Here is a 23,919-nt window from a genome sequence, read left to right as displayed (position 1 = left end):
GTGGTCAGTGTCGTGGGAAATGCGTGGTTGCTACGCTGTCGCATGTTCTCGCCTACCTCAGCTGGGCGGGGCCATGCCCTCGGACGGCCGTCACCGTCGCGGGGGTCTGCTTATTTCTGCGGTTTCCGCAGACTGGTGCGAAACGATGTTGCGCCTGCGCATGGAGCCACCCGGAATGCGTTTATTCGGGAGCACTCCCTTGGGAAAGGGTGCGGGTTTTTCCCGATGCTGTGCCGCCTTGCATCAGCAGGGCGCCCGTGGATGGAAACGCCGTAACTCGTCGGTGATGAGTCGAACATCCGACTTGTGGGGATGTGCGTCGGTTTCCAGGTGTCTGTCATGCGGGCAGCATTGCATCTGGAGAGCCCCAGGTGAAGGTGCATGTGACTTTCCTGGAGGCGTTCCACGGTCCCTGGAAATTTCTGGAAAACATCTAGACATACCGTGGATGTGTGCTGAAATGGTCCTATGTCCATCGATGAGGATGAACGTATCCGCAGGCGCTACGGGAATGAAGTGAGGCGCCTGCGCAACGATGCTGGAATGACGCAAGCGTCGCTTGCCCACCGCGTGGGATGCAGTAAGAGCCTCGTCTCCGCGATCGAGCGAGGAGAGGCCCCGCTGAAGGGAGATATCCGGTCCAAGCTCGACGAAAAGTTGGGGTATGGTCAGCTCGACCGGCTTTGGGAAGACCTGACGGGCAACGGCCGCCAAGCCTGGCTGAGTGAGTTTTCCCAGCTGGTCCGCGAGGGCGCGTCCGTCTTCGAATATCAGATGATCTCGTTCCCCGGGTACCTGCAGACTGAGGAGTACGCTCAGGCGGTCATCCGCAACGGTGTCCCTTGGTTGACCGAGGACGAAGTCGCTGCCAAGGCAACCCAGCGTGCAGCGGAGAGCCAGCGCGTAGTCAAGGCGGCCCACCCGATCATGTGGTGTGTCGTGGACGAGACCGTACTGTGGCGGCGGTACGGTTCCGCGGCTGTCATGCTGGGGCAACTGCGGTTCCTGGAGGACCTGGTCCAGCGGGGACGGCTGACGCTTCAGGCAGTACGAGCGGCCAGCCCGACCCACCCGGGAAACTCAGGGTCCTTCGCGGTGGTCACCGGTCACCCGAAGCCGGTGGTCTATGCCGAGTCGATCCACTACGGCCAGTTCATCACCAACATGGTTGATGTGGAACACTACCGGCTGCTCTTCGGCAGGCTGCAAAGCGAAGCCTGGGCGGTGAGCGAGACGCTTAAGGCGCTTCAGCAGGAAATAAAGAGGTTGGATGATGAACAGCATGTGGCATAAGTCCACATACAGCTCAGGCGGCACCAACTGCGTCGAGACGCGGGAGCATGAGCACGGGGCTGACCTGCGGGACTCTCAGCACCCTGGCCTTGGCTTCTTGAGCTTCGGTGCGCGTGAGCAGTCCGTGTTTCTGGCGGCTGTGCGCGAGGAGAAGCTGTAGCGGCGTCTGAGATCGCAAGAAGGGGGCTCCACGCCCGCGCAACTGGCGTGGAGCCCCTTCTATGTCGCGACATCGTCACGCTACCCGCCGGGGGAGACATCCGGAACTGCTACACCTTGCCGGTACCCCTGCACCCCGAACACGGCCGCTCCTCCTGCGTTCCGTCCCGGCTGACGGTCACCTTGCCCGTCCCGTTGCACATCGAGCAGTCAACTCCGCCGTGCTTGCCCATGCTGGTCACACCTTCCCGATCGGGTTGTCCGGATGGTCCAGCCAGATGGACTGTCCCTCCGACGTCACAGCAACGCCGAACCGGTCGAGGCCCGGGGAGCCCCAACTCAGCCACTCCAGATAGGCGTTCTCGAACTCCGGCCACAGCGAACGCGGGCCGTGCTCACCGACCCTCGCCTTCACACCGCAGTCGGAGCGAACCGCCAGCGCGTAGGAACCGGTGGCGGGGTGCCGCAGGCCGACGCGGTCATCACCGCTCCCCAGCCCGTTCACAGCCACACCCGGCATGAACGCCGCCACCGCCATCTCCAACCCGGGACCGGCCCGGCTGATCCGCATCGGATCGACCGTCGCCACGGACTCCCGCCGTTCCCCGACGGGCGTGGGGTACCCGGCCCGCTGCGAGCGCATCATCATGAACCCCGCCCGACCCCGAGGCCGGCCGACAGCCACATCACCGGCGGCCGTCAGCACCAGCTTGTGCCCCACCGCCTGGACAGGGGTCCACGGCGCGACGATCACGCCGCCGGGGCGGGTCTGCTCCACCCACGCATACGGGATCTCCCGCACACCGCAGGTGACGTGCACCCGGTCGAAGGGCGCCTCCTCGGGCCACCCCTGCGCCCCGTCCCCGACCCTCAGGTGCGGAGCGTATCCGGCGCGCTTCACGTTCGCGGCGGCCTGCTCGGCGACATGTTCGTCCACCTCGACCGAGTACACGTTCTCCGCGCCTTGGCGCGCCGACAGGAGTGCGGCGGTCCACCCGGTCCCGGTCCCGATTTCCAGGACCCGGTCGCCCGGGTAGGGGTCGAGCAGTTCGAGGAACTGGGCGACCAAGCTGGGGGCGGTATTGGACGACGACGGGTTGATGCTCGTCGTCGCACTCTCCTCGGTGAGGGGAGCCTGTCCGTCGTCGACCTGGGTGAGGATGGTGGTGTCGGAGTAGACGGCTTTCTTCCACGTCTTAGGGCCGGTGTGACAGTCGATCCAGTGGCTGGGTTCGTCTCCCATGTAGGAGGCGTGGGCGGCATCGGGGATGAAGTGCTCGCGCGGCACTGTTCGGAACGTGTCCGCCCACGCGGGCCTGGCGAGCGCGGCGAGGTCGTCCGGGCCGGGGGGATCATCACTCATAGGGCGACGGTAACCGGCCGATACCGCAGTGTCAGCGAAACCGGCCAAAACCGGCCACCCCCAGCGCACAACTGAAAACACCCCCCAACACCGCCAACGCCCGCCCCGCCGCAACCACAAGCTGCACCACCCCAAGACCGGGACGAACCCAGCCAAGCGATGGCGCAGCCATCAAGCGACCCAGCGACACCAGACCGCCCAGCTACAACATCACCCCTTGACACAGATGACCTGACGCAAGTGGGCCACCACCTCAACCAGATCCGTCTGCGCCGCCATCACCTCGGACAGGTCCTTGTACGCCGCGGGGATCTCATCGATGACACCGGCGTCCTTGCGGCACTCCACGCCCCGGGTCTGCTCGACCAGGTCGTCGCGGGTAAAGGTCTTCTTGGCCCTGGTCCGGCTCATCCTGCGGCCCGCGCCGTGCGACGCCGAGTTGAACGACGCCGGGTTGCCCAGCCCGCGCACGATGTAGGTGCCGCTCGCCATACTTCCAGGAACAATCCCGACGTCCCCCTGTCCGGCGCGGATCGCGCCCTTGCGGGTGACCAGCACGTCGACGCCGTCGTAGCTCTCCTCGGCCACGTAGTTGTGGTGGCAGGAGATCCACTGCCCGAAGCGCACCCGCGGGAACGCCTTGCGCATGACGTCGCAGGCCAGGCCCATCATCACGTCGCGGTTGCGGCGCGCATAGTCCTGTGCCCAGAACAGGTCGCGCCGGTAGGCGTCCATCTCCGGGGTACCGGAGACGAACACCGCGAGGTCGCGGTCGGGCAGGTCCTGGTTGTGCGGCAGCTTCCGTGCCCGCTCGATGTGGTGCTCGGCCAGCTCCTTGCCGATGTTGCGGGAGCCGGAGTGCAGGACGATCCACACCACTCCCTCGTCGTCCAGGCAGACCTCGAGGAAGTGGTTGCCGCCGCCGAGCGTGCCCAGCTGGTGCTCGGCGCGCCGGCGCCGGTCCTGCACCGCGGGGGCCAGCCGGTCGAAGCGGTCCCAGAACTTCGCCCAGTCGCCGGTCTTGAGCCCGTGGATGCGGCGCGGGTCGACCGGGGACTTGTGCATCTGGAAGCCGACCGGGACGGCCTTCTCCAGCTCCGAGCGGAGGCGGCGGAGGTCGTCGGGGAGCTCGTCGGCGGTCAGCGACGTCCGGACGGCGGTCATGCCGCAGCCGATGTCGACGCCGACGGCGGCCGGGGACACCGCGTCGCGCATGGCGATGACCGAGCCGACGGTGGCGCCCTTCCCGTAGTGCACGTCGGGCATCACGGCCAGCCCGTGCACCCAGGGCAGCCGCGTGACGTTGCGGAGCTGGTCCATGGCCGCGTCCTCGACCGTCCGTGGGTCGGCCCACATCCGGATCGGAACACGCGCACCCGGAGCTTCGGTGTACGGCATGGGGCCACCTCCCTTTCACAACGGGGTCGACGGTCGCGCGGCGGCCCAACTCCCGCGCCCCTGCATGAAGCCAGAAGCGCGACGGAACAGCAACCTGTTTTCTCCCGTTATGCCCGGTCTGCGGCGGCGTGTTCAGCCTTCGGCAGGCATGTTGAATCCTTTACGTCGCCGGGGAGGCGGCTTCCCCCGCATAGTTCCGTAGCCTCCACCGCAGCTCTTGCTCGGACTCGTCGGGCCCATCGTCGCCCCATCGGAGCCCCATCTGGCTTGCGGTACTTGTCGGCCAGCTTCCGCTCTGAGATCGGCCGCCCTGTCGTGACGATCGCGAACCGGCACTCGTCCACTGCGTCCAGAAACGGGTCATGCGGCTGGGGGAAGGACGAGCGGACCGGTGCACCAGAGCCTTCGGAAGGCCTCTGCGGCGCGGGTTCTGTGATGGCCTCCCAGAACGCGTCGCCTTCCGGGTCGGGGCCATCCCATGGTTCCCAACCGGGGAGATCTCCGACCGGTACTTCTGTGGCGAGCACGCCGGCCCGTGAGGAGTTCTCCGCGTCAGCGGGAGGCACATCCTTGCTTTGCACAGGGCAGCCCAGCTCGATCTGCTCAACGCTCGGCGCGTCGTCCCACGGGCGAGCGCACGCCACGTAGTCGTCAATGATGCTGATCAGGTGAGCTGTGCCCGCCGCCCCGACCGGCCCTACGGAATGCGCTACCAGAGCGCCCACGGTGGCCGCACTGAACTCGGTGGGCCAATCCCCAGCGGCGTTCAACACGACGCTGAGCGATAGAGCACCCCACATGATTCGGGTAGCCCGCGTGTCGGTGTCCCCGCCCGAGGCGCGAAGCACCGAGCGCACCACAATGATCAACGCGACCACAGCTGTGAGCGCAGGCTCTACCAGCCAAGCGGCCCACCAACCGACGGATCCGCCCTCCAACGCCAAGAGGGCTGTGACGCCGCTGTGCACCCCGGAGGTCGACCACACACCAAAGGCACACGTGATCACAATTCCGACACGAAGTGTCCAGCGGCGAACGGCCGCGACCCGCAGCCCGCGGGCTTCAGCTGACTCGTTGATCTGCGCCCTCATTCGCGCCCGCGCCCCCGAAACGGATGCGGTGCGGTAGAGGGCGGAGAGTGACCGCTGCTCGCGGGCATCGGCAATGTCCTCGTCGATGGTGTCGAGAGCGAGCCTGTGATCTGCGGCAGCGCGTCGGCTTTGCACGTCGTGGTTTCGCCGGGTTTGTTCCAGCTTGCGGGACGTTGCTAGTTCCTCAGCGAGGAGTTGCGGGTTCTTGGGCTCTCTGCGAGGCGCTACTCGCTTACACCAGGCAGCAACGGTGTTGCGTGTGGACGTGCGGGCTGCTCGGGTTCGCCACAGGTATGTGGCCCAGGCCGCTATAGCAGCGAAGGCCGCCGCAACGATTGCGGTGGCTAAGCCGGGGTCGATGACGTGAGGGAGGGGGGCGGTCGCTGCGTGGGCGCTCGCGAAGTTGGTTGCCACGGTCCGTCCTTCTTGAGGGCGGCACCGTCTTCCGGGACCGGGGGTCGTCCACTAGTCGGTGGCTCCAAGCAGAGGACAGGTTAGGCAGGCCGGTCCGAGGCTACGATGACGGTGTTCAGCCCAGCTGGATTGCGGATTGGACGTCCCGGGGCAAGCTCGAAGAACATGTGTACCCCTAAAAACTCATCCCCGGCAGCATGGCGACCGGCACCTACATCGTGCGCGGGCTGGGCAACCCGGCCTCGTTCAACTCGGCGTCGCACGGCGCGGGCCGCAGGATGAGCCGGACCAGGGCCAAGAAGACCTTTACCCGCGACGACCTGGTCGAGCAGACCCGGGGCGTGGAGTGCCGCAAGGACGCCGGCGTCATCGACGAGATCCCCGCGGCGTACAAGGACCTGTCCGAGGTGATCGAGGCCCAGACCGACCTCGTGGAGGTCGTCGCCCACCTGCGCCAGGTCATCTGCGTCAAGGGGTAGCCGTCCGCGGCGGCGCCCGCCACCGAGACCGCGGCGCCGAAGGTGAGGCCCGCGCGGGGGCTCGGGGAGCCTGCTCCCCGAGCCCCCTTCTCCGTGCGCGGCGCTGTCGCCGGACACCGGGTGGGAAGGCCGCGTGGGGGAGGTACACAGCGGGCAGGGTGCCGGGACGGCCGCACGGTCGGCGCGGCCGCCGCGGATGCGGCACGACCCCGTGCCCCCGCGGTGCGGGACGGGATCGGCAGTCGAGCAGGAGCGGAGCCGCGGCATTCGTACGGGACTGCATTCCACCCCTCGGTGGCGGCCGTCGAAGCCGGGGCCGTGGTGCCGCCGGTGACCACGCTGTCCTTCGCCCTGTGGGGCCTGTTCGGGGCGTTCGCCATCGAAGGCCTCCAGTTCAACGGCGCCGTGCAGCGGACGCGCTGCCGGCCGTGGCGCTACCCCGGGGAACCGTCGTTCGGGCCCTGGCCGGTGTCGGTTGTCATCCGGCTGAGCATCGGCACCGGGCTCGCCGCGGCCGCCGGACTGGGGGACCAGGTGAGCGGTGCGTTCGGAGCCGTCGCGGTGGGGGTGGCTGCGCCCTACATCGTCGAACAGCTCAGCCGGTCGGCGCGCTTGACGCGGGAGGCGGCCGACGGCGATGCTCGAAGTGCCGCGGACCGGAGGACGACAGGGGAAGCCGATGGGTAGCTTCGCAGAGCAGCTGCTCGAAGCGCTCGGCCGCGACACGGGCGCCTACCGCCGCGCCCCGTCCGACTCCGAGCAGCCGGCGATCGTGATCGCCGTCCGTCCGTCCTCGTCCCGCAAGGAGGACGGAGGCGGCGGTGGGTCGACCGGCGGCGGAGGCGGTCCGGGCAGGCGGGAGAAGGAGGGGGCGCCGACCGGGGCCCCCGTGGTCACCGACGAGGAGATCGCCCTGCTCGCCGAGATCGCCACGGGTGCGACCACGGAGGTCGCCGCCCGGCGGTTGGGACTGACCGCCCGGCGACTGCGCCGGCGCCTGCGCGGCATCTGCGACGAGCTGGGTGTCGACACCCCGATCGAAGCGGTGGTGTGGGCGGCGAGAAGGCAGCTCATCTGAGCGCCCGTCGACCGCACCCCCTGTCCGGGCCGCCGCCGGACGGCGGACCGGAGCGAGCGGCGGGTGCGCGGCCGCCCGCCGGACGGCGGAGCGCTACCAGAGGCCCGCGTCGGGGGCGCAGGTCAGCCCTTCTTCGTCGGGGACCTCCAGCGAGGTCAGGTAGGCGGTCACCGCGTCGTCCGCGCATTCGCTGGTGCCCAGGGGGAGGTGGCCGAAGTCCGCTACCCCGATCAGGCGGCCGTCACCGAGGCGGTCGGCCATCCGCTCGGCGAAGGTGAACGGAGTCGGCCCGTCGAAGTGGTTGCCGAGGACCACGACGGGGGCGTCCGTTTCGGTGTCCCACGGCCCGTGGTAGGCGTCCGTGGGCCGGACCGGCCACAGCGCGCACACCGGCAGCTGCTCGAACGCCTGCGCCCGCCCGAAGGTCGGGGCCTCCTTCTCCCACCGGTCGGCGAGGCGGGGGACGACTCCGGGAGTGCGGGGGTAGGGGCGGTCCGCGCAGTTGGTCCCGTAGAAGGAGTCCGCGTTGTCGGCGTAGTCCGCGGCATCCCCCGCACCTCCCGTCCGCGCCGCGGCTCCGGCCGGGGACACGGCCGGAGAGGGCGTCGGGGCCGCCTCCAGGGCGGCGGCATCGACACCCGCCCCCTCGCGCTCGACCGCGTCGTAGATCGCCTGCAGGTGCGCGAAGAAGGTGTCGATGGGCGTGGGGTCCATGCCGGAGAAGCGCACCACCATGTAGGTCGCCATCCCGGTCAGCGACTCCAGGGTGGCCACGTCGCCACCGCCGAGTTCGAGCGGCCCTTCGCGCAGTCGGTCCCGGACCCGGTCGAACTTCGCGTGCGGGTCGCCCTCGCCGAAGGAGCACGCCTCCCCGGCCTCGGCGCACTCCCGCAGCAGGCGGTCCAGCGCGTCCTCCGTGCCCTGGGCGCGCTGCCGGTCGTAGGCGAGCGGCCGGGTGGTGCGCAGCTCAGCGTCGACCGGGCTGACCAGGACCGCGGCGCGCACGTGCTGCGGGTAGAGGTTGACGTAGGTCGCCCCGATCAGCGTCCCGTAGGAGATCGCCAGGAGCGTGATCCGCTCCTCGCCCTGCGCCGCGCGGAGCAGGTCGAGGTCGCGGGCGGCGTTGGCGGTGGAGAGGTGCTCGATCAGCTCGCCGCCGTTGTTCCCGCATGCTTCGGCGTACTCGGCTCGGGCGGCCAGGGCCGAGGAGACCTCGTCGCCGGTCACGGGGACGGACGCCATGCGGCCGCGGACGTCGGCCTCGTGTTCGCCGGAGTCGAAGCAGTGCAGGAGCGAGCCGCGGGGGACCAGGCCGATGACGTCGAAGCGGTCGAGGACGTCGTCCTGGAACAGGTGCGGGGCGTTGACGGAGACGAACGCACCGGACAGCCCGGGGCCGCCGAAGGCGGCGAACAGCGGGCCGATCCTGCGGTCCGGGTCGGCCGCGGCGCGCCGCACCAGCTTGATGACGATCGTCTCTCCGCCGGGCCGCGCGTGGTCGAGGGGCACGGGGAAGCTTCCGCAACTGTAGAGGTCGCGCTCGTCCTCGGCGACGGTCGAGATCACCTCGTCGGGGCAGGGGGCCCATGCGATCCCCGCTGCCCGCGGTGGCGCCGGCTGCGCCGTCGCGGGCTGTGCGGGTGCGGCGAGCACCGCCGCGACGATGGCGAGAAGGGTCGCGGCGGCGGTCGGCCGTCGCGCGTCGGATCTGCGTGTCAAGGGGATTCCTCGTTCGTAGGGTGACCGGAATCTCGGCGCCGCGGCCGGCCACGGGACGCGGGGCCGGGCGTCGGGGCTCCGCCGAACAGGGGGAGCCCGCCCGGGACGGTGCGGAACCCGCGGGTGGATCCAGTGGATCTGGACGAATGTCCATGCCGGCCGTCCGAGTGGAAAGGGAAGCACAGCGACCGCCCGCCGATCGAGATCTTGGCCGGAGCCGGTCACCGCGCCCTGTCGTCGTCGGCGCCGTGACGGGACGGTGGCGCGGGTCACGGCCGCGTTAGCGCGCCGTCAACATGTCGGGCCGGTGTGTTGCGCCCGCGTTAACGGGCCGGTCGTTCCGGGCGGGGACTTCTAGCGTGAGCACGGGTCCCCTTCGATGGGGTCGAGCCATACTCCGAGGAGGCGTTCCACCGATGGGACGGCGAGTAGTACCGGATCGGGATGACCTGCCACCATCCTCACCACCGGGCGGACCATGCGCCCCCGGCACCACGGTGTGCGTACCGGTCCACGCCACGCACGGCGTCGAGTGCGTGCGGCTGGCGCGGCTGGGCACCGGCGAGCGCGTCGCGATCGAGTTCACGACCCCCGAGCGGCTGCGCGCGGCGATGGGACCCGGCCAGGAGTGGATCCGAATGGCCGAATCGGCGCTGCGCGCGCTGGTCCGGCCCCTGGGCGTGACACGCATCCAGGCCGACCCCAGCGTGGTGGCGCCCCCGACGGCGGCCGCCGAGACGCGGAGGTGCGGTAGGGGGGCGCGGCGCCGGGCAGCGGGGGCGGGTCTGGGATCCTGGAAGTGAGCGGTCGGCCGCCGACCGCCGTGCCCCATCCGGCACGCACCGGCCCAGGGAGCGCCCGATGTCCGTACCCGACCATCCCTTCGACGCGGTGATCCTCGCCGGGGGCGCGGCACGGCGCATGGGCGGCGCCGACAAGCCCGGGATGGACGTCGGCGGGGCGACGCTGCTGGAGCGTGTGGCGGCGTCCGTGCCCGACGCGCGGCGGATCGTCGTCGTGGGCCCGCGGCGCCCCCGCCCTCGCGCCCGCTACGTCCGTGAGGACCCGCCGGGCGGCGGCCCGGTCCCGGCGCTGCGCGCCGGACTCGCCGAGGTCGAGGCCGCCTCCTGCGCGCTGCTCGGCGCGGACCTGCCCTTCCTTCGGCCCGAGCACATCGGCCGCCTGCGCCGCGCCGCGTCCGGGCGCAGCGGGGCCGTGTTCGTCGACGCCGCCGGGCAGCGGCAGTGGTTGGTGGGATTCTGGGACACCGCCGTCCTGCGTACGGCGCTCGCCGCCTACACCGGGCGGTCACTGCGGGGCCTGCTGGGCCCCCTGAATCCGGCTCCGGTCGCCGTGCCCGAGCCGGGTGACCCGGCGCTGAGCGACTGCGACACCCCCGAGGACCTGGCGCGCGCCCGAGCCCTGATTCACCCCTCGAACTCGGAGAACGGGACGGCCTCGCGGAGGAACCCGCGGATGTCCAGGAACTTCGACAGGTAGTCGCGGTGCTCCGCGCAGGCCGTCCAGGTCTTGCGGCGGTCAGGGGTGTGGATCTTGGGGTTGTTCCACACCAGGACCCAGGTCGGCGGGGCGCGGCACCCCTTGCGCGAGCACTGCACCGGCTCGTCGTCGATACTCATCGTTTACCCCCGCGCTCGTCCGGCCGCGGGCCGGTCAGGGTTCGGTCAGGTTCGGTTCGGCGACGGGTCAAGGCCGCGTCGCGGGCAATGAAAAAGCGACGCCGGGTGGCTACGGGGGCAAACCACCCGACGTCGCGCACGGTGTTCCGACGGGGGCTCGAAACACCGGCCAAGCGCTTCGACGGGGGACCGAAGCGCTGAATCCCAATGTACACCGCCAGTCCCCCCAGTACGTCAAGAGTCTGTTACGACGTTATCTCGGGAGAGTCCCGCAGAAACAAGGGCTTACATCGGCAACCGGAAACTAACCTTCACGCGTCCCAGTGATCCCGAAATCGGTTGTCAAAAACCGGCAAATCGTCGGTCTACCCCTGGTCAAAGCAGATTCAGCGGTTGCCGAAGGCGCTGATTGAGCCGAACCGCTGGGGGAAATGTGCCAGATGACACACAGAAAGGGGATGCGGTGCCATGACCGATCACACCTATCGGGTCACCGAGATCGTCGGAACGTCCTCGACTGGGCTGGAACAGGCCATCCGCAATGGAATCGACCGGGCTTCGGCGACCTTGCGAGGACTTGACTGGTTCGAGGTGACCGAGATCCGCGGCCACCTTGAGGACGGCGCCATCGCGCACTTCCAGGTGGGGCTGAAAGTGGGCTTCCGGATCGAGGACTGACCCGGGCGTCGCGCCCCTCCCCGGCCGTGTCCGCCGCGCCCGTGCGGCGCGGCGGACACGCTCACGGCCCGCTCGGGCCGCCTCAGGGAACCCGGGTCAGGAGGCCTGGCTGACCGTGGACATGTTGAAGTCCGGGATCCGCAGCGGCGGCATGGCCGTCCGCGAGAAGTAGTCGCCCATCTCGCGCGGAAGCACCCGCGTCGTCGCCCCGGCCTCGGTGACCCGCTCCAGCAGGCTCACCGGCGACTCGTTGAACCGGAAGTTGTTCACCGCGCCGGTGACCTTCCCGTCCTCCACCAGGTAGACGCCGTCGCGGGTGAGGCCGGTCATCAGCAGCGTCTGCGGGTCGACGACCCGGATGTACCACAGGCACGTCAGCAGCAGCCCGCGCTCGGTCTCGGCGACCATGTCGTCCAGCGTCGCCGACGCTCCCGGCAGCTCCAGCACGAGGTTGTCGATGTGCCCGGTCGTCGGCGCCCCGGTCAGCCCGGCCGAGTGCCGGGTCTGGCTCAGCGCGGCCACCTCGCCGCCGGAGATCCACTCCGTGCGCCGCAGCGGTAGCCCGTTGTCGAACGCCGTCATGCGCCGCCCCGGAGCGTCGGCCAGCACGAACGGCGCGCACTCCAGTCCCGGCGCGGCCGGGTCGCTGAACAGGTTCACCGGCAGCCGCGCCAGGCGCTCGCCGATTCGCGTCCCGCCCCCGGTGGGGCCGGGCGCGGAGAACACCGTGCGGCCCTCGGTGGCGTCGCGCCCCCCGTTGACCACGTACAGCTCGGTCATCAGGTCGGCGACCGCCGATGGCGGCAGCAGCGTCTCGTACCGGCCCGCGGGCAGGTCGACCCGGTTGCCGGCCCACTCCATCCGCCGGCTCAGCTCCGCACCCAGTGCTTCGGCGTCGACGTCGGCGAAGTCGCGGGTGGCCTGCCCGGTCCACGCCGAGTGCCCGCCGGAGACTCCCGGCGCCGCCGACTTCGCATTGAGATCCACCGTGCCGGTGGGCTGGTCGTGGCGCAGCCGCAGGCCGGTCGACGTGCCCAGGAACGTCGAGGTCACGACGTGCTCGGCGTACCCGTAGAGCAGGTGGCCGAGCGCGCCGAACCGCGCGAACTCCCGGCCCAGCCCCGGCGCGACCTCGGAGAATACCGAGATATCGGTGCGCTCGGGCGCCGCGTCCCAGTCATCGCCGGTGCCCGCCTCGCCAGGGGTGAGCAGCGGCTGGGCGTCCTGGTCCGGGACCGCCTCGCGGCCGGCCGCCTCGGCCGCCCGGACCAGGTCCTCCAGCTCGTCCGGTGCCCCGGGCAGGGCGGCGCCCCCGCCGGGGGCCGTGCGCAGCCCGCTGCGCGCCATCACGCCCACCGAGGTGCCGTGCGTGCCCTCGGTCAGCGCGATCACGGTCACGGTCCGGCCCTCGGTGACGCCGTTGGTCGTCAGGGAGTTTCCGGCCCAGCGCAGGTTGGCGGTGCTGCGCTCCTCGACCAGCACCATGCAGGCGTCGCTGCGGGAGAGCTCCAGCGCCCGCTCCACGACCTCCTGGGCCGTCGACGGCGATCGGTTCACTTTCCGGCCTCCTGCACCGTGTTGAGGATCCGTACATCGGTGAACAGCGCGCTCGGGCAGCCGTGGCCGACCGCGGCCACCTGGCCCGGCTGCCCCTTCCCGCACCGGAACGTGCCGCCCAGGACGTAGGTCTGCGGGCCGCCCAGCGCCGCCATCGAGTTCCAGAAGTCGGTGGTGCTCGCCTGGTAGGCGACGTCCCGCAGCATCCCCGCCAGGCGGCCGTTCTCGATCCGGTAGAAGCGCTGTCCGGTGAACTGGAAGTTGTACCGCTGCATGTCGATCGACCAGCTGCGGTCGCCCACGATGTAGATGCCCCGCTCCACCCCGGAGATCAGCTCCTCGGTGGTGGGCCCGTTCTTCGCCGGCGCCAGCGACACGTTGGCCATGCGCTGGATCGGCATGGTCGACGGTGAGTCGGCGAAGGCGCACCCGTTGGAGGCGGGGTAGCCCTGCAGCGCGGAGATGCGGCGGTCGCGCTGGTAGCCGACGAGCACCCCGTCGCGCACCAGGTCGAAGGAGGAGGTGGTCACGCCCTCGTCGTCGTAGCCGATGCTGGCCAGCCCGTACTTTGCGGTCCGGTCACCGGTGACGTTCATGATCTCGGAGCCGTAGCGCAGCGAGCCGAGTCGGTCGACGGTCGCGAACGAGGTCCCGGCGTAGGCGGCCTCATAGCCGAGTGCGCGGTCCAGCTCGGTGGCGTGTCCGATCGACTCGTGGATCGTCAACCACAGCTGGGAGGGGTCGATGACCAGGTCGTAGCGGCCCGCGTCGACGCTGGGTGCGGCCAGTTTCTCGGCCAGCAGCGCCGGAAGCTCGGACAGTTCGGCCTCGACGGTGGGCATGTACTCCCAGCCGCGGGCCGCGGGAGCGGACAGGGTCCTCATGCTGTCCAGCAGGCCGTCGCGGGTGGCCAGCACCTCGACCTCCGGGGCGATCCGCACCCGCTGCTGCGTGGTGACCGTGCCGGCGGTGTCGGCGTAGAACTTCTGCTCCTTGGCCTGCAGGAGGGTGGCGTCCACGTGGTCGACGCGGGAGTCCTCCAGGAGTCGGCGGCTCCAGGCGGCCAGGAGCGAGGTCTGCTCCCGGACGGGGATGTCGAACGGGTCGACCTCATAGGAGGACACCCAGGTGACGTCGGTGTGGGCGGGTTCGGGGGCGAGCTCGATGCGTTCGGTGGTGACGGCCGCGGCCACCCTGGCGACCTCGACGGCGCGGGCGGCGACGGCCGCCGCCGCCTCGGCTGTCAGGTCGGTGCCCGCGGCGAACCCCCACACGCCGCCGTGGATGACGCGCACCGCGAACCCGAGCGTGTCGGAGTCCGAGGCGGTCTCCACGTGGCCGTCGCTGAGCGAGATCGCGCGGTTCCGGACGCGTTCCAGTCGGAAGTCCGCGTGGTCGGCGCCGAGGTCGCGGGCGCGCTGCAGCGCCGCGTCGGCCGCCCCGCGGAGCGGAAGGGCGAGGAAATCCGGGTCGATATCAGGCACGGTTCCCCAACCTAACGCCCGAACGGGTCGAGAACCAGGGGGAGACACGCATCCCGATACCCTGTCACGGGATGTCCGCGGCGTCGCTCCGGTGGCCACCCCGCTTCGGCGGCCGACCGGGTCAGTCCGGGGCCGTGCCGCGCCGCACGTCGACGTGCACGTGGTCGAGGTGGCGCAGGATCTCGTCGTCGGGGTCGGGGGAGTCGTAGTTCCACCATCCGCCCGACGAGCCGCGCGCGTTCCAGATCTTGTCGTCGAAGATGACGTTGGCGAGGTGCAGCTCCTCGGCGTGGGCCACCAGCCAGTGGGCGAGCAGCCAGCCGTCGCGGCGGTTCTCCTCGCTGACCGGGCGGTAGAAGACGTCGATGGCGCGCCCGTCGTAGTGCGCGGAGTCGGCACCGTGGCCGTCGCTCACCCCGCCCGGTTCGAACCCGCCCAGACTCTGTTCACCGAACACCTCGGCCATCGCCTCGCGGACGTTCTCGGCTCGCGGGGTCAGCCCCGAATCGGTGAGCTCCTCGGCGCGGAGACCGGAGTCGGGGGCGACTCGGCAGGTCAGGACCGGCCCGGGGGAGTCGGGCGGCCCTTCGGCCAGGCGGTGCAGCACGGCCGTGTCGATTCCGGAGGTGTCGGGCGCCCGGGCACCGCGCGCCTCCAGGGCGACGGCGGTCGTCGCCAGCCGGGCGTCCTCGCGGGAGAGTGCCACGGTGCCCTCATCGGTCCGTACCGAGCACGGCGGGCCCCACGGCAGCGCCGTCTCGTCCAGCCCGGCACGGTCCAGCAGCCATGGCCCCGCGGCCACCAGCGCGCCGACGGCGAGCAGGGCCAGCACCGCCGCCACCGCTCCCGGCGGCACCCGGCGCCCGCGGTCGGTTCCCTCTCCCATGCGGCCGACTGTAGCGGGCGCGGACACGGTGCCGCCGACCCGGTCTACATGGCCGTCCACAGGACGAACGCGCCGCCGACGAGGAGGACCACGGCCCAGACGCGGTCCATGGTGACCCAGCGCAGCCGCATGGCGTGGACCCCGACGAAGTCGTAGGCGATCAGCGCGCAGATCCCGGCCGCGGCGAGCATCGCCGCGGTGTGGACACCGGTGGCGAACACGCCCACCATCGTCATGTCCACCAGGCTCCACCCCCCGGGAGCCGCCGCGGCGTCCGCGGCGGTGCCGGCGGGGGCGTCGTTCACGGGCGGGCCGCCGTCCTCCCCCAGGCCCGACCGGTCCGCCTGCGCGTCGGGGCCGGGAGCGTGGCCGTGATGGCCGTGCTCGGAGGAACGGCCCTCGCCGAGGTCGCCCGCCAGCACCGGGAGCAGCATCAGCCCGGCCCCGTGCATGGACGCCATCAGGAACGACCACCCGGTGAGCTGCCAGAGCGACATCCGCACGTCCCGCCAGTGGAAGCGGTGCCGTGCGAGCAGCACCCACAGCCCGGCCGCGACCACCACGGCACCGCCGATCACGGGAAACCACCGTGAGACGACCAGGGAGCCGGTGACCGCGATGATGACGACGACGATCCCGATCGAGGCCGCGTGGCCGGCGGCGAGGGCGGGAAGCGCCCACAGCACCGCCGACCTGCTCCGCTCCTGTAAGCCCCGGCCCGCGGCGAGGAGCCACCCCATCGCCGGGTTGACGCCGTGGAAAGCGCCCAATCCGATCAGTAGCCACAGCTGCCCGGCGCTCATGGGGCTCCCCTCGTCGGGTACACCACCGTGAGCGTCACACGCGTGATCATGCCGATCAACGAAAAGGTGCTGGATTGGCCGTATCCGGCCACGTATGTGAGGTCTGTCGTGGCGGTCGGTATCGGAGCGGGCATACGGTATGGACGGCTGAGTCTGCCCGTGGGGCGGTACGAGAAGGCCCGGGTGGCAACAGAGGCCGAGATGGAGGCGTGCGTGCGGATTTCGCCGGTGACAGGCGGGGGAGCGGGAACGACGGGCGGGCCGGACGGCGCGGGTGCGCCTGAGCCGCTGCCCCGGGACGCGGCGGTGGACGCCGGGACGTTCCGCCGCGCGCTGGGCTCGCACGCCGCGGGGGTCGTGGTGGTGACCGCGGCCCCGGCGGATGGCCGGGTCGGCGTGACCGCGACGTCGTTCACGAGCGTGAGCCTGGACCCGCCGCTGGTGTCCTTCTACATCGACGCCCGGTCGGGCACCTGGCCCGGGATCCGGGACGCGTCGGCCTTCGCGGTCAACCTGCTGGCCGCCGACCAGCGGGAGGTCGCGCACCGCTTCGCGACCAAGGGCGTCGACCGGTTCGCCCCGCCCACCCGGTGGCGGTCCGGGCCGGAGGGGCTCCCGCTGATCGAGGGTGCGGTGGGCCACATCCTGTGCCGCCGCCACGACCTGCTGGCCGTGGGCGACCACTGGCTGGTGGTGGGCCGGGTGGCCGCCGCCGAGGTCCGGGCGGCAGAGGGGGGCCGCCCGCTGCTGTACCACCGCGGCCGGTACGGGCACTTCCAGCCCTGAACCAGGCGCGGGGCGGTTGCGTCGTGTTCGACGGGGTGGTCAGGAGCCTTCGAAGCTGATCTCCACGCGCCGGTTCTGCGCGCGGGCCGCGGGATCGTCCTCCCCGTCGGAGCCGGTCTCCTCGGCGACGGGTTCGGCCGAGCCCCTGCCGCTGGCCTCGATGTCGGGGCCGCCGGAGCCGAGTTCGTCCTCCAGCGCCTTCTTGACGGCCTCGGCGCGGTCCTCGGAGAGCTTCTCGTTGTAGGCGTCATCGCCGATGCCGTCGGAGTGCCCGACGACCCCGACCGTTCCCGTGACGTTCCGGAGCCGCTGGGCGACGCTTGTCAGCTGCTTCTCCGCGCCCTTGTTCAGCGTCGCCTCGTCGAACTCGAAGAGCACGTCGGCGGAGATCGTGACCGTGGTGGTGGAACCCTCGACCTCCTCCTGCTCCAGCTCCTCGACGTAGCGTGACGGGTCGATGTCCGTCACGTACCCGGACGGGGAGATGTCGGAGACGGAGTCCTCCAGCGTGCTGCGCGCGATGTCGTTCGGGTTGAGGTCGCCGAAGTCGGGCGGGGCGTCCGCCGAAGCGGTCCCGGCGAGGGCGACGCTCAGGACCAGTGCGGAGGCGGCCGCCAGGGTGGCGCGGGCCGTGGCTCCTGCGCGCATCAGGAATCCCCCTCGGACCGGGTCACGGGCACGTTCATGATCGGCGGGAACTCGTAGAAGTAGACGTCCATCGCCTCGGTGTCCTCTTCGGGTGCGGCGAAGATGATGCTCAGCCGGGTGGGCGCGTCGTAGGAGAGACTCGTCTTGACGATGTCGGGGGCGAGGCGGTCGTTGCCGCCGTCGCGGACGATGGAGTGCCGGCGCAGGTTCCGGGTGTCGACGAGGTAGGCGAATTCGGAGACGTTGCCGAACTGGCTGTACAGGTTCAGCCTGCTGTTGTCGGTCTTCGGCCGCTCCGGCGCGATGCTGAAGTCCATCTGCAGCAGCTCGCCGCGCACCCGCAGCGCGTGGATCTCGAACTTCGCGTCGGAGCCGTACTTCGTGGTGAACGTCGCTTCGCCGACGACGTCCTCGGCCTCGGGAGCCGACCCCGGCTCCTGGGCGGCCTGCCCGTCGTTCTTCGTTCCGCCGCCGTCGCCGCCGTCGTCACCGCCGAACATGCCGCAGCCGCTCAGCAGGGCCGCCAGGGCGACCGCGCAGGCCGCTGTCTTCAGGGGGGTTCGCACTTGCTCGTTCACTCCTCGGGGGATAAGGGGGTGTGGAAGAGACGCCGGAAACGCGGGCGTCGGGTGGTCCGACGCCCGCGTCCGGCGAAAGGTTCCGCCGCGCCGGCGGGTCGACCCGGGGTCGGCCCGGTCACGGGAGCGGGTTCAGGGGCACAGCGAGTCCAGCGAGACGGCGTCGTCGCCCACCTGGCGGCCGGGTGTGGTCGGTGACGGTTCGGGCAGCCCGGTGTAGTCCTGCCACTCGGTGGACCCGCCGACCTCGTTGTCGTTCCTGTGGGTGGGGTCGGCGTCCTGTCCGCCGGTCGGCGAGGCGCCGCCGGGGGTCGGGGACGGCGCGTCCTCGGGCTCCTTCACGTCCGCCTCCGGGCCCTGCCGGTCCTCCTGCTCCTGGATGGCGTCGGCGACCAGCCGCTGGATCTCCTTCCAGTCCGGGTAGGCGGTGTTGACCTGCGGCGGCGACAGCTGCAGCGTGCGCATGTCGCCCTCTTCCTTGACCAGGTCGGCGAGTGCGATGAAGGCGGGTACCCGCGACTGCGGGATGTCGGTCCTCAGCGTCTTCTTGGCGGCGCCGGCGAGCTTCTGGAAGCTGGTCAGGATCTTGGTCGGCTCGGCCTGCTCGGCGACGTACTTGACCAGGCAGCCCTGGCGCCCCATGCGGGCGTAGTCGTCGCTGTCGATGCGGCTGCGGCCGTACCACAGTGCCTCGTTGCCGGTGAGCAGGCGGCTGCCGGGCTCCAGCACGGCGCCCTCCTGGCCGTAGGGGATCGGCTCGTCGATGTGCACCCGGATGCCGCCGATGGCGTCGATGAGGCCCTCGAAGCCCTTCATGTCGACCAGCGCGTAGTAGTCGAGGTCGATGTCGAGTAGGTAGCCGATGACTCCCTTGAGCGTGTCGGCGGCGGGGTCGTCGGCCGTGGGGTCGAAGGCGAGCTCCTGGGGCTCCTCGGCGACGGTCTGGTAGACCTCGTTGAGCAGGTCGGTGTAGCCGTGCGGCGGCGGGTAGCGCTCCGCGAGCGCGGTTCCCGGCGGGAACTGGGTGTTCTCCAGGTTGCGCGGGAGGCCGATGAGGACGACGTCACCGTACTCGACGTCGATACTGGCCACCATCATCGAGTCGGTGCGCACGCCGTAGCGGTTGCCCCCGGAGTCGGAGCCGATCAGCAGGACGTTGACGCGGGCCTGGTGGTCGCCCCACCGGTTGGCGATCTCGTCGTGGGCGTCGGGCTCCGGGCCGAACACCGAGGAGATCGCGTCGTAGGCGGTGTGGGTGCCGTACATGACCGCTGCGGCGGGGGTGGCGACCATCAGGCAGAGCACCAGCACCAGCGTGCCCCCGGCCAGGCGCGCGGGCAGTCCGGGTGACTCGGGGCGGGTGATGACCCAGGAGTGGATGATCACGGTCATCCACAGCACGGCGATGACGAAGGAGATGCCGGCGGCGGTGAGCAGCCACCGCCCCTGCACGGCGATCGCGGCGCTCATCGTGAGGTCGCCGTGGGCGGCCAGGGCGCCCAGGACGGCGGCGGCGACCAGGGTGAGGTAGCCGCCGAGGATCGTCCACCCGGCTTTTCTCCACCCGGTCCGCAGGTGCGCGATCCCGGGGACGACAGCCGAGGCCAGGGTCCACAACAGCGCGGGTCCGGTGCCCGCAGGGCGGCTGCCGCTCTCTTCCTGCCGTCCTGCTGCCATCGTCATCCCTTCTTCAGGTCGCCCACCGGATGGGGGCGTCGCCTCCCTGCACGTCGCTGGGTGGCGACGGTCCGGAGATACAGTGTCTCGCTTTGCCGGAGTTGTTCGTACACGGACGTACCTCGTGGCCATGTGCGGCTGATGTCCAAGATGTCATTCAGAGTGGGCGAATGTCCCGTTCTCCGCGTGTGGCGCGGCAAAGTCGTCGTTGTTTCTTTCGTGATCAGTAGTTAAGTGACGCTCCAACTGCCATGATCTGGCCGCAGGAGGGGGCGGTGTCCGGGGGGAAAGGGCGCCGTCATGGGAACGAAAGGCATGCCATCGTGCTCGATGCGGTCGATGTCGCGCTCATGAGGGCGCTTCAGGGGGATGGAAGAGCTACTTACCAGGCACTCGCGGACGGAGTCGGACTCTCGCGGACGGCCGTACGGGCCCGGGTCCGGCAGCTGGTCGGGTCCGGGGCGATCCGGATCGTCGGGGTGCTGCATGCGGGTGTCCTCGGCATGGAGGTGTTGGGACAGGTTTCATTCAGTGTTTCCGGGCCTGTCGGCCCGGTCCTGCGGGAGCTGGCGCCCCGGGACGCGGTGACGTTCGCCGCGCAGACGGCCGGGCGCTTCCCGCTCGTCGCCGACCTGCGGGTACGCGACGACGAGGCACTGGCCGGCGAGCTCGCGGCGCTGCGCGCCCTGCCGGGCGTGACCAGCGTGGAGGTGTTCCGGGCCGACTCGGTCATCAAGGACGCCTACAGCAGCGTCCGTACGCTGCGGGATATCGTCATCGACCCGCTCGACTGGCGGCTCGTCCGCCATCTGCAGCGCGACGGCCGTGCCTCATACGCCGAGCTGGCACGCCAGGTCGGACTGTCGCAGGCGGCCGCGCGCTCGCGCGTGGTGCGGCTCATCGACGCCGGGGTGGTGCACGTCACCGCGCTCGTCGAGCCTTCGGTGGTGGGCGCCGACGAGCAGCTCGGGTTCGGCGTGCGCTGTCGGGGTGACGCGAGCGCGACCGCGGTGCGCCTCGGTACGCTGTCGGGCGTGTCCTTCCTGGCGACGGGGTTCGGGCGCTACGACATCGTGGGCGCTGTCACCGCCGCCGACCGGAACTCGCTGGTCGAGTCGGTGGAGGCGATCCGCTCCAACCCGGACGTCGCCCACGTGGAGACCTGGGAGCACCTGTCCGTCGCCAAGGAGCGCCGCCGCGGCGACACCGGGGCCCCGGCGGTCCCGGTGGCGGGCGAGGAGGAGCGGGGCCTGACCGCCCACGGCTCCCAGGGAGCACAGGGGGTGCAGGGAGCGCGCTCGGGCGATCCCGTGTCGGTGTAGGCGCACGGGCGTCGGCATCCGGTGCCGTCGGGGCGGTGATGATGCGGTCGAGGTGCGGGAGGAGTCGGGACATGGGGGCACCGGCGCCGCCGGGGGCGGTACTGCGGCTGCGCGGGCGCGAGTTCGGGCCGGGGCGTTTCGCGGTGATGGGGGTCGTCAACCGCACCCCCGACTCCTTCTACGACCGCGGCGCGACCTTCGCCTTCGACGCCGCCCTGCGCGCCGCCGACGTGGCCGTCCGGCAGGGCGCCGACATCATCGACGTGGGCGGTGTCAAGGCCGGCTACGGCGAGCACGTCCCACCGGAGGAGGAGATCCGCCGCACCGTGCCGTTCGTCGCGGCGCTGCGTGAGCGCCACCCGGAGGTGATCATCTCGGTCGATACCTGGCGCGCCCGCGTCGGACGGGAGTGCGCCGCGGTCGGCGCCGACCTCATCAACGACACCTGGGCCGGGGCCGACCCGGACCTGGCGCTGGTGGCGGCGGAGTTCGACGTGGGCCTGGTGTGCAGCCACAGCGGCGGGCTGGAGCCGCGGACCGACCCGCACCGGGTCGCCTACACCGACGTGATGGCCGACGTCGTCGCGACCGTGACGGGGCTGGCCGAGCGCGCCGAGGCCCTGGGGGTGGACCGCGCCCGGATCCTGGTCGACCCCACCCACGACTTCGGCAAGAACACCTACCACTCGCTTGAGCTGACCCGCCGCCTGGGCGAGCTGGCGGCCACCCGCCGGCCGGTGCTGGTGGCGGTCTCCCACAAGGACTTCATCGGGGAGACGCTGGACGCGCCGCTGACCGACCGGCTGGCGGGCACGCTGGCCACGCTGGCGGTCTCGGCCTGGGCCGGGGCGCGGGTCTTCCGGGTGCACGACGTCGGTGCCGCGCGGGCCGCCCTGGACGCCGTAGCGGGGCTGGTTGTGGAGGAGGCCCAGGAGAGCACGTGTAACCGCCGGTAGCTTTTTTTGCTCATTTTCGACCGGTATGTCTTGCATCACGCTGAAGTTACCCGTGAGTATGAGGGGGTCGGGTCGTATTCAACCGCGCAGCGCGCTGCGCTGCGCGGCGACCCGTCCAGGCGCGGTGTAATGGGAGGCAGACGTGGCGCTTGCGGATACCTTGACGGCGGTGGGCACAGCGGCGCTGACCCGGTGCGGGGCCCGGCCCCTCGGCTCGCACCTCTTCCCCGTATGGCCCGAGACGGCGTTCGCGGCCCCGGCCCTGCCGGTCCGCTGCGCCCCCGGGGACAACCTCGCCATCCACGTGGCCGTGGCCCAGGCACGCCCTGGGACGGTGCTGGTGATCGATGCCGCGGGGGAACCCGAATACGGCTACATCGACGCGATTCTCGCCGTGGCGGCCAGGATGCGCGAGGTCACCGGCATCGTCGTCGACGGGTGCGTACGGGACGTCGCGGGCATCGCCCGGGCCGGGCTGCCGGTCATGAGCGCGGGCGTGTCCGTCCGCGAGCCCGGCCGCGAGGCCGGGGGAGTGGTCGGCCAGGAGATCGTGATGAACTCCGGCGGCGTGCCGGTCCCGGTCCGCCGGGGCGACTGGATCGCCGCCGACGACGACGGGGTGGTGTGCCTGCCCCGGGGCCGGGCCACCGCCATCGTCGCCAAGGCCGTGGAGTCGGTCTCCCACGATCAGGAGGTCCTCGACGCGCTCTGTGCCGGGCGCAGCACCCTGGACCTCCTCGATCTCGATCCCTCGCGCGTCGTCGGGTGGGAGGGCGGGCGCGCCAACGGCAGCGCCCCCTGGCCCGGGGCCCCGGCCGCGGACGGCCCTCGTCCCGCCGCCCCGGGGCGGCGCTGAGGCGGCGGCCGCCCCTGCGCCGGGACGACCGGGGGCGCGGCACCGCCATGACCGCAGACGGGGCGGGGTCCGCGGACCCCGCCCCGTTTCTCGTCGGGATAGGCGTGCCACGTCACGGGGCGGCGCGGTACGGCACAGCACGGCCCCGGTTCCACGGCGCCCGGTCCGGCCAATGACGGGGTGTGGCCGGGCCGGAAGCGCACGCGGGCACCGGGGCCGCTGGATGCCCTGCCGGCGGGCGCGCCGCTCGCGGGCGACGGGCCGTGCGGCGGGCAGAGCCCGGGGCCGGAGGCCTCAGTCCTCTCCGGCGCGCGCCATGAGCTCGTCCAGGTAGCAGGCGGCCTCGCGCAGCGCGAGGTCCGGGTCGGAGGCGCGTACGGCCTCGGTCAGGCCCGCATGGTCGATCCCTTCGTCGCTCTCGGGCTGGGCGTAGGCCGTGTGCGCGATGCTCTCGTACACTGCCTGGGCGATGTCGTCGTAGAGGTCGACGAGCAGCGTGTTGTGCGTCGCGTTGACGATGGCGCGGTGGAAGGTGAAGTCGGCTTCGACGAAGGCCCCCATGTCCTTCTCGCGCCAGGCGGCGTCCCGCAGGGCCATGGCGCGGTCGATGTCGGCCAGGTCCTCGTCCGTGCGCCGGACGGCCGCCAGGCGGGCCGCCTCCATCTCCAGGGCGCGCCGGACTTCGAGGTTCTCCCGCAGTTCCGACCGCTCCAGGCGGCGGCGGAGCGCGCCGCCCAGTTCGCTGGAGGCGCGGATGAAGGTACCGGCCCCCTGGCGGATCTCCAGCAGGCCTGCGTGCGCGAGTGCCCGGACCGCCTCGCGGACGGTGTTCCGCCCGACCTCCAGCTGCTCGGAGAGTTCGGATTCGGTGGGGATGCGATCGCCCACGCGCCACTCCCCGGAGTCGATCTGGGCTCGTAATTGGCTGATGACCTGGTCGACAAGGCCGGTCCGACGGGTCGAGGCGAGGGGCACGCGGTTACCTCCTGGGAAGGTGACGGCCGCCATGGGGGGAGGCCGGTCGGATGTGCGGTCGGTTAAAGCCGGAGCTTAG

At 71.2% G+C, this 23,919-nt stretch carries 23 protein-coding genes and 1 pseudogene; 12 read left to right on the top strand and 12 right to left on the bottom strand.

From position 1 onward, the window contains the following. The first annotated feature begins 468 nt into the window (after nt 1-468). Nucleotides 469-1,293 (top strand): helix-turn-helix domain-containing protein, encoded by an 825-nt coding sequence (locus HNR23_RS10935; RefSeq protein ID WP_184075472.1) that lies wholly within the window; start codon nt 469-471, stop codon nt 1,291-1,293. After that, nucleotides 1,271-1,453 (top strand): DUF397 domain-containing protein, encoded by a 183-nt coding sequence (locus HNR23_RS10930; RefSeq protein WP_343070516.1) that lies wholly within the window; start codon nt 1,271-1,273, stop codon nt 1,451-1,453. The genes HNR23_RS10935 and HNR23_RS10930 overlap by 23 nt, the downstream gene beginning before the upstream one ends. A gap of 237 nt (nt 1,454-1,690) precedes the next feature. On the opposite strand, the gene HNR23_RS10925 is transcribed toward HNR23_RS10930, so the two are convergent. Then, the gene (locus HNR23_RS10925; protein WP_184075471.1) at nt 1,691-2,815 is read right to left on the bottom strand and encodes a methyltransferase domain-containing protein; all 1,125 of its coding nucleotides are present in this window, start codon (nt 2,813-2,815) and stop codon (nt 1,691-1,693) included. 210 nt (nt 2,816-3,025) lie between these two features. Continuing rightward, nucleotides 3,026-4,213, bottom strand: coding sequence for an RtcB family protein (locus tag HNR23_RS10920; protein WP_184075470.1), 1,188 nt, complete (start codon nt 4,211-4,213; stop codon nt 3,026-3,028). 1,687 nt (nt 4,214-5,900) lie between these two features. On the opposite strand from HNR23_RS10920, the pseudogene HNR23_RS10915 reads away from it, so the two are divergent. The 3 genes and pseudogenes from HNR23_RS10915 to HNR23_RS27615 all read left to right on the top strand — a co-directional run. Continuing rightward, nucleotides 5,901-6,197, top strand: a pseudogene (locus HNR23_RS10915) (RtcB family protein); the annotation flags it as partial. Between the two features lie 294 nt (nt 6,198-6,491). Further along, nucleotides 6,492-6,884, top strand: coding sequence for a hypothetical protein (locus tag HNR23_RS10910; protein WP_184075468.1), 393 nt, complete (start codon nt 6,492-6,494; stop codon nt 6,882-6,884). A gap of 85 nt (nt 6,885-6,969) precedes the next feature. Then, nucleotides 6,970-7,275, top strand: a complete 306-nt coding sequence (locus HNR23_RS27615; RefSeq protein WP_394353820.1) for a hypothetical protein — start codon at nt 6,970-6,972, stop codon at nt 7,273-7,275. 93 nt (nt 7,276-7,368) lie between these two features. Here the strand turns inward: HNR23_RS27615 and HNR23_RS10900 are convergent, their stop codons facing one another. Continuing rightward, nucleotides 7,369-8,994, bottom strand: a complete 1,626-nt coding sequence (locus HNR23_RS10900; RefSeq protein WP_184075467.1) for an alpha/beta hydrolase — start codon at nt 8,992-8,994, stop codon at nt 7,369-7,371. A 497-nt stretch (nt 8,995-9,491) separates the two neighbouring features. On the opposite strand from HNR23_RS10900, the gene HNR23_RS10895 reads away from it, so the two are divergent. Together HNR23_RS10895 and mobA are read left to right on the top strand one after the other, a co-directional pair. Continuing rightward, nucleotides 9,492-9,797, top strand: coding sequence for an SAV_915 family protein (locus HNR23_RS10895; protein WP_184075466.1), 306 nt, complete (start codon nt 9,492-9,494; stop codon nt 9,795-9,797). 58 nt (nt 9,798-9,855) lie between these two features. Next, nucleotides 9,856-10,494 carry a molybdenum cofactor guanylyltransferase gene (gene mobA, locus HNR23_RS10890; protein ID WP_184075465.1) on the top strand — a complete coding sequence of 213 codons (639 nt, stop codon included), beginning with the start codon at nt 9,856-9,858 and terminating at the stop codon, nt 10,492-10,494. Here mobA and HNR23_RS10885 read toward each other — a convergent pair. Further along, on the bottom strand, nt 10,422-10,634 hold the full coding sequence (locus HNR23_RS10885) for a hypothetical protein (protein ID WP_184075464.1): 213 nt from the start codon (nt 10,632-10,634) through the stop codon (nt 10,422-10,424). The genes mobA and HNR23_RS10885 overlap by 73 nt on opposite strands. A gap of 468 nt (nt 10,635-11,102) precedes the next feature. On the opposite strand from HNR23_RS10885, the gene HNR23_RS10880 reads away from it, so the two are divergent. Beyond that, nucleotides 11,103-11,312, top strand: a complete 210-nt coding sequence (locus HNR23_RS10880) for a dodecin (protein ID WP_184075463.1) — start codon at nt 11,103-11,105, stop codon at nt 11,310-11,312. A gap of 96 nt (nt 11,313-11,408) precedes the next feature. Here HNR23_RS10880 and HNR23_RS10875 read toward each other — a convergent pair whose 3' ends face one another. From HNR23_RS10875 to HNR23_RS10860, 4 genes are all read right to left on the bottom strand, one after another. Beyond that, on the bottom strand, nt 11,409-12,797 hold the full coding sequence (locus HNR23_RS10875; RefSeq protein WP_246422082.1) for a metallopeptidase TldD-related protein: 1,389 nt from the start codon (nt 12,795-12,797) through the stop codon (nt 11,409-11,411). A gap of 68 nt (nt 12,798-12,865) precedes the next feature. Beyond that, on the bottom strand, nt 12,866-14,353 hold the full coding sequence (locus tag HNR23_RS10870) for a metallopeptidase TldD-related protein (protein WP_184075461.1): 1,488 nt from the start codon (nt 14,351-14,353) through the stop codon (nt 12,866-12,868). Between the two features lie 121 nt (nt 14,354-14,474). Next, nucleotides 14,475-15,239, bottom strand: coding sequence for a hypothetical protein (locus tag HNR23_RS10865; RefSeq protein WP_221308089.1), 765 nt, complete (start codon nt 15,237-15,239; stop codon nt 14,475-14,477). 44 nt (nt 15,240-15,283) lie between these two features. Further along, nucleotides 15,284-16,042 (bottom strand): cell wall anchor protein, encoded by a 759-nt coding sequence (locus HNR23_RS10860; RefSeq protein ID WP_184075460.1) that lies wholly within the window; start codon nt 16,040-16,042, stop codon nt 15,284-15,286. Nucleotides 16,043-16,225: 183 nt separating this feature from the next. Between HNR23_RS10860 and HNR23_RS10855 the strand changes: the two genes are divergently transcribed. Further along, nucleotides 16,226-16,828 carry a flavin reductase family protein gene (locus HNR23_RS10855; RefSeq protein ID WP_343070515.1) on the top strand — a complete coding sequence of 201 codons (603 nt, stop codon included), beginning with the start codon at nt 16,226-16,228 and terminating at the stop codon, nt 16,826-16,828. Between the two features lie 39 nt (nt 16,829-16,867). Here HNR23_RS10855 and HNR23_RS10850 read toward each other — a convergent pair whose 3' ends face one another. The 3 genes from HNR23_RS10850 to HNR23_RS10840 form a co-directional block, all read right to left on the bottom strand. Beyond that, the gene (locus tag HNR23_RS10850) at nt 16,868-17,476 is read right to left on the bottom strand and encodes an OmpA family protein (protein WP_184075459.1); all 609 of its coding nucleotides are present in this window, start codon (nt 17,474-17,476) and stop codon (nt 16,868-16,870) included. Continuing rightward, nucleotides 17,476-18,042: a hypothetical protein gene (locus tag HNR23_RS10845; RefSeq protein ID WP_184075458.1), complete on the bottom strand. Its 567-nt coding sequence runs from the start codon at nt 18,040-18,042 to the stop codon at nt 17,476-17,478. Before HNR23_RS10845 ends, HNR23_RS10850 begins: the two co-directional genes overlap by 1 nt. A 144-nt stretch (nt 18,043-18,186) precedes the next feature. Next, nucleotides 18,187-19,737 carry an LCP family protein gene (locus HNR23_RS10840; RefSeq protein WP_184075457.1) on the bottom strand — a complete coding sequence of 517 codons (1,551 nt, stop codon included), beginning with the start codon at nt 19,735-19,737 and terminating at the stop codon, nt 18,187-18,189. Between the two features lie 317 nt (nt 19,738-20,054). On the opposite strand from HNR23_RS10840, the gene HNR23_RS10835 reads away from it, so the two are divergent. From HNR23_RS10835 to HNR23_RS10825, 3 genes are all read left to right on the top strand, one after another. Next, on the top strand, nt 20,055-21,053 hold the full coding sequence (locus HNR23_RS10835) for an AsnC family transcriptional regulator (protein WP_184075456.1): 999 nt from the start codon (nt 20,055-20,057) through the stop codon (nt 21,051-21,053). Between the two features lie 71 nt (nt 21,054-21,124). Beyond that, entirely contained in the window at nt 21,125-22,009 is an 885-nt protein-coding gene (gene folP / locus HNR23_RS10830) for a dihydropteroate synthase (protein ID WP_246421706.1), read from the top strand. Nucleotides 22,010-22,151: 142 nt separating this feature from the next. Then, entirely contained in the window at nt 22,152-22,865 is a 714-nt protein-coding gene (locus HNR23_RS10825; protein WP_449406830.1) for an RraA family protein, read from the top strand. Between the two features lie 294 nt (nt 22,866-23,159). On the opposite strand, the gene HNR23_RS10820 is transcribed toward HNR23_RS10825, so the two are convergent. Beyond that, nucleotides 23,160-23,840, bottom strand: a complete 681-nt coding sequence (locus tag HNR23_RS10820; protein WP_184075454.1) for an FCD domain-containing protein — start codon at nt 23,838-23,840, stop codon at nt 23,160-23,162. Nucleotides 23,841-23,919: the final 79 nt, after the last annotated feature.

It is taken from the genome of Nocardiopsis mwathae, assembly GCF_014201195.1.
GTDB lineage: Bacteria > Actinomycetota > Actinomycetes > Streptosporangiales > Streptosporangiaceae > Nocardiopsis_C > Nocardiopsis_C mwathae.
The sequence above is the reverse complement of the archived record's forward strand: the minus strand, read 5'-3'. Positions and strand labels throughout refer to the sequence as shown.

Excerpts from the sequence above, each read along its gene's own strand:
- HNR23_RS10935 (WP_184075472.1), top strand. The coding sequence starts at position 469 with ATGTCCATCGATGAGGATGAACGTATCCGCAGGCGCTACGGGAATGAA.
- HNR23_RS10865 (WP_221308089.1), bottom strand. The coding sequence starts at position 15,239 with ATGGGAGAGGGAACCGACCGCGGGCGCCGGGTGCCGCCGGGAGCGGTG.
- mobA (WP_184075465.1), top strand. The coding sequence starts at position 9,856 with ATGTCCGTACCCGACCATCCCTTCGACGCGGTGATCCTCGCCGGGGGC.
- HNR23_RS10925 (WP_184075471.1), bottom strand. The coding sequence starts at position 2,815 with ATGAGTGATGATCCCCCCGGCCCGGACGACCTCGCCGCGCTCGCCAGG.
- HNR23_RS10850 (WP_184075459.1), bottom strand. The coding sequence starts at position 17,476 with ATGCGCGCAGGAGCCACGGCCCGCGCCACCCTGGCGGCCGCCTCCGCA.
- HNR23_RS10840 (WP_184075457.1), bottom strand. The coding sequence starts at position 19,737 with ATGACGATGGCAGCAGGACGGCAGGAAGAGAGCGGCAGCCGCCCTGCG.
- HNR23_RS10860 (WP_184075460.1), bottom strand. The coding sequence starts at position 16,042 with ATGAGCGCCGGGCAGCTGTGGCTACTGATCGGATTGGGCGCTTTCCAC.
- HNR23_RS10875 (WP_246422082.1), bottom strand. The coding sequence starts at position 12,797 with ATGGTGCTGGTCGAGGAGCGCAGCACCGCCAACCTGCGCTGGGCCGGA.
- HNR23_RS10920 (WP_184075470.1), bottom strand. The coding sequence starts at position 4,213 with ATGCCGTACACCGAAGCTCCGGGTGCGCGTGTTCCGATCCGGATGTGG.
- HNR23_RS10930 (WP_343070516.1), top strand. The coding sequence starts at position 1,271 with ATGATGAACAGCATGTGGCATAAGTCCACATACAGCTCAGGCGGCACC.
- HNR23_RS10880 (WP_184075463.1), top strand. The coding sequence starts at position 11,103 with ATGACCGATCACACCTATCGGGTCACCGAGATCGTCGGAACGTCCTCG.
- HNR23_RS10885 (WP_184075464.1), bottom strand. The coding sequence starts at position 10,634 with ATGAGTATCGACGACGAGCCGGTGCAGTGCTCGCGCAAGGGGTGCCGC.
- folP (WP_246421706.1), top strand. The coding sequence starts at position 21,125 with ATGGGGGCACCGGCGCCGCCGGGGGCGGTACTGCGGCTGCGCGGGCGC.